Below are 10,966 nucleotides of genomic sequence, written 5' to 3' on the forward strand. Positions count from 1 at the left end.
GTCGCGGGATCAGTCGTCACACTCGGGCGGATCCTTGCAGGCGGTGCCGATGCCCTGTGGCCTGATCTCTTCAGAGAGCAGCAGTTGCGCGCCCTGCGTCACGATCTGGTCGCCAGCCCGGAAGCCGGCGCTCACCAGGAAATCGTGATCGCCCTCGTTGACGGCGGGCACGTAGCGCCGCGTGAAGCGGTCGTGCGCCGTGCGCACGTATGCCCAGGTCTGACCGCCGTACCACACCACCGCCTGCTCAGGGATCAGCAGCCGGGATACGGCCTCATTTGACGTTGGCACGCGGGCACTCGTGCGCAGGTTCGCTGGCAGCGCGGTATCGGCGACATAAAGCCAGGGCGTGCCCTGTACGGCGGGATCGGCGATAAGCGAAGCGGAAAGCCTGTGGGCCGGCATCGTGCCGCCGTTGGGCGTATCGACCGCTATGTGCTCGGGCGGCGTCGCGCCGAATCTGGAGGGCAACGTGACGCGCAGCACGATCGACCGACCCGCCTGAAGACGCTGGAACAGCGTCGAGGTTGGTGCAGTTGCGGCATTCGCCAGTGCGTCGCCGAACTGCTGCCGCATCGTGCCTTCAAGGCCGTCCAGCGTGATCCGGGAGGATTGCAGTTTTGCCGCGTCGCCTTGCATCGATGAATGTGCGGCCTGCAGACTTTTCTGCGAAATATTGCGGTCGTCGGCGAAGAGCGTACGGCTGCTCTCGTACTGCATACGTGAGCTGGCCGCCTGCGCAGTGAACGTGTCGATGTCGGCGCGTGCGCTGGCGAGGCGGCTACGCAGATCGAAGAACGGCTGCAGATCGATGACCGTGACATCGGCTCTGATGCTGGACTGGCTCGTGACCGCTGCAAGCGGCGCGACTTCGATGTGGCCGGCGCGCTGTGCGTCAGGGCTCAGGACCACAACCGTTTCGCCATTGACCGTCTGCACGGTGGGTGGCGGTGCCAATCGTGCCGCCGCGGCTGTCGATGCACTCGAGTCGTCGAACGCCTGGTGGATGATGTACCAGCCTGCGCCGGCGCAGAGGGCCAGCGAGAGGACGCCTAGCAGGATCAGTCGGAGTTTCATCGCGTTGTCCCTTCGCTGAAGGCATGGCTCCCTGCCGCGTGGCCGAGGGGTAACTGCATCGCATCTTCGAGTGCGCCGGCAGCCTGCTGGACCGCGACTTCGGCGTCGAGATGGGCGGTTTCGCTCGTCTGATAGTCGGCTTTCGCCTGTGTGTAGGTCAGCCGGTCCGCATTGCCGCTGGAGAACGCAGCCGCCTCGCTGTCGAGTTGGCGGCGGGCGCTGGCCAGATGCACGTCGGAGATTTGCAGCGCTTCGGTGCTCGACTGGTAGCGCGCCAGCACGTGGGCAAGCTCGCCAATGATCTTGTCCTGTAGCGCGCCGGTGCGGACCGCCGCTTCCTTGCGCCTCGCCTCGGCCTGTTTGATACCCCCCTGGTTCTGGTCGAATATTGGCAAGCCGATGCCAGCCAGTCCGAAGCCGATCTTGTTGGTGCCGGTGTCATACGTATAGCCGGGACCGAGATGGATGTCCGGATACTGTTTCGCGACCTCGAGCTGAAGCGCCGATTCGGCTGCGGCGTAATCGGCCAGCGAGGCGCGCAGGTCGGCGCGATGGAATATCGCCGCGCGCTGCGCGTCCGCCGGCGGTGGAGCAGGCGGAGCGGTGCCGAAGTTGCTCAGATCAAGCGCGACTTCGTCGAGCGCGCTGACAGGCACGCCGATGGCCCCAGCCAGTTGCGCGCGCGCGTCCCCTTCGGCACTTCGCGCGGAGGCCAGATCGCTCTGGGCCTGGGTGTCGGCAAGCACGGCGGCCTCGACATCGGGTTGCGAATACTGGCCGACTGCGAGGCGGTGGCGGCTCATTACCGTGATCTGCCGCTCGGCTTGCGCCTTGGTGGACAGCAAGGCGATGCGCGTACGCGCGGCGTACAGCGCGAGCAAGGCGTCCCTAACCTGCGTTCTAACCGTCCACGCTGCGGTGACGATGTTCAGCCGGGCCGCTTCCGACAGACGGCTCGCCTGATCAACGCGATAGCCGCGCTTGTGCGCCGTCTCGATCGGGATATCGAGCGCAGGACCCCAGGTGAAGGGCGCTCCTGGCCCCGGGTTAGGCGTGTTGTACTGGAACGGCAACTGAAGGACCGGATTGGGAATCGCGTTGGCGACATCGATGCCCGCTTTGGCCGTGCCCCATTGCGCACGGGCCAGGTCGAGCGCAGGGCTGAAATAGAACGCCGCCAGGGTAAGCAGTTCCCGGTTCCAGGCTGCAGGTGGCCACGGTGTGACATCGTGGGCAGCTTCGCGCGCGATCCAGGCATGCAGTTCCTCGCTCGCCAGTGAACGTTGCTCGAATTGCCGGGCAATCTGGTCCGGGGCGATTGGCTGCGGATGGTAGCTTGTACAGCCGGCCACACCAGTCGAGGCGATGGCGAGAATCGAAAACGCGCGGCGCATTCTGGCATCCCATCTGACGTTGTGCCGCCCAGGCGGGCAACTTTCGCAACGGATGCTACGCCACCATTTGTGAAGTTTTCGTCAACAACCCATCTGGTACCCGTGGACTTCGACTCAGGTCCGGTTCGCAGCCGGAAGACGAAGCGAGACGCAGGTGCCTTTGCCGGGCTCGCTACCGATCTCGATCGACCACCCGTAGCGCTCGCAAAGCTTCCTGACGATAGACAGGCCGATCCCAGCCCCAGCAGTCGGCGTGTCCGGCGATCCTGCCTGGTAGAACCGGTCAAAGACATGCGGGATCGCATGCGCTGGGATACCCGGCCCCGAGTCCTCGATGTATAGGCAGCCGTTGGCGTAGCGAAAGCGAAGACGGCCGTGCCTGGTATATCGGACGGCGTTGTCTATCAGGTTGGAAAGCACGATCGCAAGCGCCGGTCGGTTTGCCACGACGTGAAGTGCGCGGTCAACATCGTTGACCGACTCGAGTCCCTTTTGCGCGAGCTGATCGGCATAGGGTGCGAGCGCGCTTTCGATCATCTTCGCTATCGCCACCGGCTCGACCTCGCGCGCAGAGTCCTCCCGTGCGAGCATGAGCAGCGCGTTGGCGAGTTCGCGCATGTTGTCTGCTGCCCGCTCGATCTGCTGCAGACGTGCGCGCGATTTGCCCTGGATCGCCGTATCCTGCTCGAGCAGTTCGCAGCTTGTCTTGATGGTCGTGAGCGGCGTGCGCAGCTCGTGGCTGACATTGCCCGTGAACTCCTTCTCGCGCGCCATCATGTCGGCCATGCGCTGATGGTAGTCGTTGAACGCCTCCACGAGTCCGATGAGTTCCGTTTCGTCGTATTTGCCTGGATGGATCGCAGCCGATTCACCCAGCCGCAATGTCTTGACCTGCCGGGCGAGCCCCGCGACCTGCCGCACCAGCAGACCGGAAAGACCAAAGGACAGCCAGATCGTCAGGAGTGCAAAGATGCCCGTGCCGCCCATCAGGGCGTTGATGACTTCCTTGAAATGCTTTTCGTAGACGTTGAAGTTGTAGACCCGGTACAGGCGTGCCGTGCCGAGGGACGCAATGGCGACATGGATCTCCCGGTCGTCGATAATGATTTCGTGCGTACCGAAAGGCAAATTTCCGACGGTTTCGGGCAGCGCAATGGGCACGCGGTCGGCGCTCGAGACATAGCCATTCAGACGTACGTCGAACGGTGGCAGCAGCGCAGGATTGGCCTGGTAGCTCTTGAGCACACTCGCCATGTCGTCACGGATGAGCGCCGCGATCAGTCTCTCTTCCTGTGCTTCGGCCAGTGCCCGTACGCCCAGCGCCTGGGCGACCAGCAGCGCGATGGTCAGCACCGAAAAGAACAGGGCGACCTTGAAGCGCAGGCTATTTCGCATCGTCGCCGCCCGCCACGAGCCGGTAGCCGACACCATGCAGCGTTTCGATCACATCGGCTTCACCGGGCCCACAGAGCGCCCGGCGCAGCGTATAGATGTGTGTGCGCAGCGTGTCGCTGTCCGGGAGCTGTTCCCCCCAGACTTCGGACTCGAGCTCAGCGCGCGTGAAGGTGCGTTGGGGCGACTGCATCAGGATACGCAGCAGGTAAAGACATTTGGGCGGTAGCTTGACGGAGCGTCCGGCGCGTTCGACGCTCATCGTTGACAGGTCGAGGCGCACATCCGCCAATCGAAGATCCATGGTGGCAACTTGGCCACGATAGCGCTTGATCATGGCGCCAAGCCGTGCGCCCACTTCCTTCAGGGAGAACGGCTTGACGAGATAGTCGTCGGCGCCGTGCACGAAACCCGCGAGTTTGTCGTCAAGGGCGTCCCGCGCAGTCAGCATGAGCACGGGCGTGTCACGACCTGCCTCTTCCCGCAGCCTGCGACAGAGTGTGAGCCCGTCCATGCCCGGCAGTGACAGATCGAGAAGGAGCGCGTCCCATGAGTCGGCGAGCGCCATTTGCAGCCCCGCATTGCCCGTCGAGGCCACATCGACCTCATAACCACCTGCTTCAAGATAGTCGTAGAGGTTCGCGGCGATCGCGGAGTCGTCTTCGATGATGAGCACCTTCATGGACAGCCGTTCGTCACCTTGGATAGCAGGAAAGCTCATGCTACCGCAGATTTTCATGCGTCGCGGCAGTCTGGTCTTATCATCGAAAGCATGTACATCGATGCAAAGCGACTTGACTGCCATCTGTCAGGCAGCAGCGGGCGTCGGATTCACTTCGACCGTCACGTGCGACACTCCCTTGAAACGCTTGAGTGCCGCACGATAGAAGCCCGGATTGCACTGCGCTTCACCGGTGGCCACCGATACGATCGCGCTCATGTGCCCCGGACCGACGCGCCATACATTGGAGGTCGAGCACGGTGTCGCCGCTGTCTTCGATGACATGACGGACGTTCTCGGTCGTGTGCATGCCCAGACTCATGTCGAGCAGAATGCCGCCCGTTTCGCGCATCAAGCCCCACGCCCAGTTGGCGATAACCAGTGCACCGACTACGCCTGCAAGCGCGTCCATCCAGACCCAGCCAAATGCACGCGCCAGCAGGAGCCCGATGATCGCCAACACGGAAACCGCCGAGTCGGCGATGACGTAAATGTAGGCCGAGCGGATGTCGTGGTCACGGTTCGCGGCCGCCTGTGCATCGTCGTGATCGTGCTCGTGTTCCTCGAACTCGACCTGATGTTCGCCATCGGGCAGGCGGACAACGGCCCTGAATGCGTGCGGCTCAGGTATGTCGTCGTTCGACTCCAGATAGCCATCACAATCGGCAAACGCGAAGGTCTGATGCGTGCCGTCGGCGCGGATCGTCGTAACCGTTGAAAGACCAACGACCACTTTGGCTGATCAAGGAGCATTCTCCGTCGACAATCGGATGGCCGGTTACCGGGCGGAGCTGACGCCTGAACGGCCCACCAACGACCAATGCTAACGGTGGGTTGTGGCCGCCTTGAGGCAATACCACTGTCAATTTGCTCGCCGGAAACCGGCCACTGAGCGGGGACGGACGAGACCTAGGCCATGCAAATTGGATAGACGCCTCGACCGGCGGCTCCTGGCCGCACTCGGAAGTTCGTCGCCCAACGCTGCTCGTGCATCCTACCGCCGTTCCGAACTTCCGTAGTCGACCCGGAGCGGCCGCTTGGTCCGGGGTCAAGTCAACGGCAGCATCCGAGGTCTAACGGCCTTTCACGAGCCGACTGCGCCACCCTCCGTCATCGTGCGGCGGGGGGATTCACCCCGGGCGGGCGCCCAATATCGAATCGACTCTCGGGTGCGACGAGCGCATAGGCCGATGGGCCGCCTGCCCGAAGAATGATGCCGGCGCCGAAGGTGTCGAAGGTGCCGTCTTTAAGCAAGTCCTGGCGAATGTGAATAGCCACGACTTCTCCCAGCACGAGCCATGTGGTAATAGCCGTGCCTTTGTGATTGCGAAGCTGGATCACATCGGCGAGCTTGCATTCGAAGTTAACACCACTCTCTGCCACGCGCGGAACGGCGACTTGCCGGGACGCAGCGGGGGTCAGCCCGGCCACTTCGAACTCGTCGACTTCATAAGGCACCATTGCGCACGTTGCATTCATCTTTTCGGCGAGATCGCGTGTGGTGAGGTTCCAGACAAACTCCCCCGTTTCTTGCACGTTGCGTAGACTGTCTTTCGCGTCGATGCTCGAGAAGCCGATGATCGGCGGATGGTAGTTGAAGGCGTTGAAAAAGCTGTATGGCGCGAGATTTAGCATGCCGTTGCTGCCGCGCGTGGAAATCCATCCGACGGGCCTTGGACCGACGATTGAATTAAATGGATCATGCAGCAATCCATGGCCTTGTGACGGTTCGTAGTAGTGGTAGCGTGCATCAGTCATGGTTTTGATCGGAGATTTGGGAATGGCAAGTCAGGTGGCCGGAGCTGCGCGTCAGGCTGCACGTGCCGCCCGGGTTGTCAGCACGATCTTGCCGATATGCGTGCCCGAGTCCATCAGAGCATGCGCGCCGCGCGCATCGTCGAGATCGAAGGTTCGATAGATCACCGGCTTCACCGCGCCACGCCGGATGTGCGGCCACACCGATCGCTTGAGATCCTCGATCAGTTCCGCCTTTTCCTCGTGCGTGCGAGAGCGCAGCGTCGAGCCGATGTGCGTGAGGCGTTTCGCCAGCATCGGGAACAGGTCGAGTGCTTGCGCGGACCCCTTGATCACGCCGATCTGCACGATGCGGCCGTTCATCGCGACCGCCGCGTAATTCCGCGCGACGTAATCACCGGCAATGATATCGACGACTACGTCAACGCCGCGCCCATCCGTCGCGCGCATGACCTCCTCGACGAAATCCTCGTTGCGGTAGTCAACCGCGACATCGGCACCGAGCGCGAGGCTTGCGGTGCGGTGTGCGTCGGAGCCGACCGTCGTGATGATCTTCGAGGCGCCGAACGCCTTCGCGAGCATCGTCGCCGTGGTGCCGATCCCCGATGCGCCGCCATGGATCAGCACGCTTTCGCCAGCCTTGAACTTGCCGCGCTGGAACAGGTTCAGCCATACCGTCAGAAAAGTTTCGGGGATCGCGGCCGCCTCGACCATCGTGAGACCGTCGGGAACCGCAAACGTGTTGCTCTCGTGCGCGACGGCGTACTCCGCATAGCCGCCCCCCGGGACCAGCGCGCAGACGAGATCGCCGACCGCGAACCGGGTCACATCGCGCCCGACGGACACGATTTTGCCCGCGACTTCGAGCCCGGGAATGTCGGACGCGCCCGGCGGCGGATCGTACAACCCTTTGCGCTGCAGCACGTCAGGACCGTTCACGCCAGCCGCATGAATGCAGATCAGCACTTCGTTGTCCTCCGGCGCGGGAACAGAACGCTGCACGGGTGCCAGCACGTCCGGGCCGCCCGGCCTCGCAATGTCGATCGCGGTCATCGCCGCGGGAATGCCTTTCGTTTCGTGTGACATAACATCATCCCTTCTGAAATGCCGGATACGCTGCGGATTCGAGCGACCCGCCGAATCGCCGCATCGGTTGAAAAAAGTGTAGTCGCGCAGCCTGCGCTTGACGTGCAGCGAATTGCTGGTCGTATGATGCAAATTTGCATCATGCCGGGGGCGACATGAACTGGGACGACGCGCGCATTTTCGTCGCGCTCCATCGGGAAAGGACCTTGCGCGCCGCCGCCCGTGCGCTCGACATCGATCAGGCCACGGTGGGCCGCAGGCTTGCGGCGCTCGAGCACGCGCTCGGCGCGACGCTGTTCCTGCGGACGTCGAACGGCTATGAGCTCACGCCGGTCGGCAGGATCGCGATCCGTGCAGCCGAGGCGATGGAGCAGTCCGCACACGATCTCGTGCGCCACACACAAGGCGTAGACAAGCGGCTCGCCGGCGAGGTGAAGCTCTCGACGACGGATGCGCTGGCCCACGAGTTCGTGATGCCGGCCCTCGAGCGCCTGCATGCGAAGCATCCGGACGTATCAGTGATGCTCGACACGACGACCCTGCTCCTCAATCTCGCGAAGCGCGAAGCCGACATCGCGATCCGGACCGTCAAGCCGCGAAATCCGGATCTGCTCGCCCGCCGCCTGGCGCGCTGGGAAGTGGGGCTGTTCGCGTCGCCCGACTATGTGCGGCGCCATGGCGAACCGGTGCCGGGCGAGCGGTTCGCCGGGCATGATCTCGTCGTCTACCAGCCGTATTTCGCCAAGGCGCGAGTGCCAGCGTTCGTTGGGGAACCGCTGACGGACGGCCGCATCGTCGCACGGCTGAACACTAACCTGACGTTGCGCGCGGCACTCAAGGCAGGGCTCGGCATCAGCGAGATACCCGTGCCAATGGGCGAACGAGACGGCCTTGTGCGGATCTGGCCAGACCGTACAAACGACGCGTCGTATGAGGTTTGGCTCGTCACGCATCAGGATCTGCGGCACACGGCGCGCATCCGCGTGACGATCGAAGAGATCGTAATTACGTTCGGCGGATAGCAGCGAATACCCCGCTCGTGGCAGTGGAGGTTGTAACTTCTTCCCCCTGAACTACGGGATAAGCGGCAGTCAAGGCCTACGCCGCAACTGAGTTGATCGGCACAAGATAGTCCGTTATGCGGTGCGGAGCGGACACACAAATGTCCGTCTCAGTGCAAGGCGGGATGTCAGTAGTTGGCCGGTTGCAAGCCTCCGGGAAATCGATCGTAAGCAGAAGCTCGAGCTGGGTAACAAAATCGAACTCCCATCTTCTTGTGGGAGTCTGTCATGAAGACCGAACAAGCCCGTGAGGCATGGAACAAAGGAAAGCTCATCGGCCAAAAGCCTCCGCTGAGGCCAAAAGACGTCTGGGCCATCAGGATCCACCTCCAGAACGCCCACGCAGTCCGTGATCTCGCTTTGTTTAACCTGGCCATCGACAGCAAGCTGCGCGGCTGTGACCTTGTCAGTCTGAGAGTTCGCGACGTCATTCACGGCAATCAGGTATTGCCCCGGGCGCTGGTCGTTCAGCAAAAGACCCGGCGACCCGTACAGTTTGAACTGACGGAGCCGACCCGATCGGCCGTTGGAGCTTGGCTCGAGAAGGCCTCGCTGAGGCCGGAGCAATGTCTTTTCCCGAGTTGACTTTCGGCGTATCCGCACATTTCGACGCGGCAATACGCCCGGATCGTACATCAATGGGCAGCCGCGGCGGGGCTTGACCCAACCGCTTATGGCACTCATTCGATGCGTCGCACCAAAGTGACGTTGATTTACAAGCGCACAAGGAATCTCAGGGCTGTCCAACTGCTGCTTGGTCACAGCAAGCTCGAAAGCACAGTGCGCTACCTCGGGATCGAAGTTGACGATGCCCTGGAGATATCCGAGCAGACTGAAATCTAGCGGGACACGCCGCACGGACTGAATTTGAGTTCGTGCGGCTGCTTTTAGGCGCTCCTCCGTCCGCGCGAAACCGGCCATGAAGCGCCATTCGCCGAGACTGACAGCTAGACATTCCAGCGGCGGTTGCATAAGCGACAGCGGACGTTCACAGCCGCATGGCACTGAGGTAATTGAGCACAGCGGTACAGCCGGCTATCTCAGTTGCCGCGCGGCCACCCGCACGATATGGCGCGGCCCTGCTGCAGACTGCTGTGAGGTGCAACATATATCCCTCCGCAGTCGCAAGCGCACAACCACCGAGCAACGCTCCGAGACGTCCGTTCTACGAGCCGCAATACAGTCAGCTTCCCGAAACGCTGACCGACTAAGTCGACTATGCGTGCGGCGACATTTTTCGCGCGGGCTTCCCTCTTTCGGCATCCACACGAGACTTTCGTACCGTTCAGCAGATTCTTCGCTGAGACATCGACCGTCGAGCCGCACTCACATTGGCACGACCAAAGCACACGGCCACCCTCTGAGCGACCGGCACGCCCGAGCACCGCCAGTCGCCCGTATGAACGGCCTGAAATATCGCTAAGAACTGATTCACGCGAGCGTTCGATGCGGAGACACCCGCAACTGGATGTGTGACCGCGCACCACGAAGGTCGCAGCCATTTCGACGACTGCTTCGCAGTCGCATTTGAAAGACCAGAACACCTTCTTGTCGCGACTGCCCAAGCGCTGGAGCGCGGTCAGCCGGCCGAATTTTTGACCATTAATTTTTAGCGTCATGCTCTCCCCGCACAGCCCTTCAAGGGTCCGCATGATAGCGTGCGCATCAGCCTTCCACGTAGAGGTAACACACCACGTCGCCTGGGTGCACGAGCACTTCACATTCACCACATAAACGGCGCTATGGATCGAAGCTGAGCACGACGGGAATTGCCTAGCGTGATATTCGCCCGCTCCTTGAGGATGCGATTCAGCACCGTATCTTGTGCGACGGCGTTTCCGCGCGAAAAGAAGCGCTGGCTATTGGGTTTCGGACTGCAGTCGCCGCCTTGGGCCTGCCTCTACGCGCCTAGCCGCTAGAGCCGAAGCCGGAAATTGGCGCTTAAAACGCGCTAGACGACTGGCGGCGATGCGGCCCTATATTTTGACCAACGAAGATGCGCGGCCACGCTCCGCGGTTCGATCAATCTGCGCGTCATTGCAGCGCTATCAAAATCACCCCATCGATAGAGAAACTAGCAAAAAATTGTGCACTGCACACCGAATTTCGCGATTCCCGCACACTTTGTTGTTCCCGAAACGCAATTTTTGCGTTCCCGCAGACTTTGTTGTGCGCCGATAGCCCCAAATATTCTGTTTGACAAACACTCTTACGATATATATCTTAAAACATGTTTTAAGACACTCTCCAGACAAGGAGGCCCTATGCGCCACCATTCGCACTTTGGTCAAACCGGCCATCCCGCGCGCGATCCGCGCGACTTCTTCGGCGGCCGCCACCCAGCCATGCAGGCGCTTCACGCGCTGCGCCACGCAATGGGCCGCCATCGCGGCGGCGAAGGTCCCGGCGACTTTGGCGACCGCTTCGGCGACGGTTTCGGCCGCGGCTTCGGCGGTTTCGGCGACGGCGACGGTTTTGGT

At 62.0% G+C, this 10,966-nt stretch carries 7 protein-coding genes and 3 pseudogenes; 3 read left to right on the plus strand and 7 right to left on the minus strand.

The window, feature by feature from the left end:
* Positions 1-9: 9 nt before the first annotated feature.
* The 7 genes and pseudogenes from BFD71_RS33825 to BFD71_RS33855 form a co-directional block, all read right to left on the minus strand.
* The gene (locus BFD71_RS33825) at positions 10-1,077 is read right to left on the minus strand and encodes an efflux RND transporter periplasmic adaptor subunit (RefSeq protein ID WP_069268579.1); all 1,068 of its coding nucleotides are present in this window, start codon (positions 1,075-1,077) and stop codon (positions 10-12) included.
* Complete coding sequence (locus BFD71_RS33830) at positions 1,074-2,471, minus strand: TolC family protein (protein WP_069268580.1); 1,398 nt, start codon at positions 2,469-2,471, stop codon at positions 1,074-1,076. Before BFD71_RS33830 ends, BFD71_RS33825 begins: the two co-directional genes overlap by 4 nt.
* A gap of 114 nt (positions 2,472-2,585) precedes the next feature.
* Positions 2,586-3,866, minus strand: coding sequence for a sensor histidine kinase (locus BFD71_RS33835; protein WP_069268590.1), 1,281 nt, complete (start codon positions 3,864-3,866; stop codon positions 2,586-2,588).
* Entirely contained in the window at positions 3,856-4,545 is a 690-nt protein-coding gene (locus BFD71_RS33840) for a response regulator transcription factor (RefSeq protein WP_069268581.1), read from the minus strand. Before BFD71_RS33840 ends, BFD71_RS33835 begins: the two co-directional genes overlap by 11 nt.
* Before the next feature lie 126 nt (positions 4,546-4,671).
* Positions 4,672-5,299: pseudogene (locus tag BFD71_RS33845) on the minus strand (CDF family Co(II)/Ni(II) efflux transporter DmeF); the annotation flags it as partial.
* A gap of 395 nt (positions 5,300-5,694) precedes the next feature.
* Complete coding sequence (locus BFD71_RS33850) at positions 5,695-6,342, minus strand: flavin reductase family protein (RefSeq protein ID WP_069268582.1); 648 nt, start codon at positions 6,340-6,342, stop codon at positions 5,695-5,697.
* A gap of 51 nt (positions 6,343-6,393) precedes the next feature.
* Positions 6,394-7,425 carry an NAD(P)H-quinone oxidoreductase gene (locus BFD71_RS33855; RefSeq protein ID WP_069268591.1) on the minus strand — a complete coding sequence of 344 codons (1,032 nt, stop codon included), beginning with the start codon at positions 7,423-7,425 and terminating at the stop codon, positions 6,394-6,396.
* Positions 7,426-7,580: 155 nt separating this feature from the next.
* Between BFD71_RS33855 and BFD71_RS33860 the strand changes: the two genes are divergently transcribed.
* From BFD71_RS33860 to BFD71_RS33870, 3 genes and pseudogenes are all read left to right on the plus strand, one after another.
* Entirely contained in the window at positions 7,581-8,447 is an 867-nt protein-coding gene (locus BFD71_RS33860; protein ID WP_069268592.1) for a LysR family transcriptional regulator, read from the plus strand.
* 267 nt (positions 8,448-8,714) lie between these two features.
* A pseudogene (locus BFD71_RS39725) lies at positions 8,715-9,329 on the plus strand (tyrosine-type recombinase/integrase).
* Between the two features lie 1,421 nt (positions 9,330-10,750).
* A pseudogene (locus BFD71_RS33870) lies at positions 10,751-10,966 on the plus strand (hypothetical protein); the annotation flags it as partial.

It is taken from the genome of Paraburkholderia nodosa, assembly GCF_001718195.1.
Classification (GTDB): Bacteria; Pseudomonadota; Gammaproteobacteria; order Burkholderiales; family Burkholderiaceae; genus Paraburkholderia; species Paraburkholderia nodosa_A.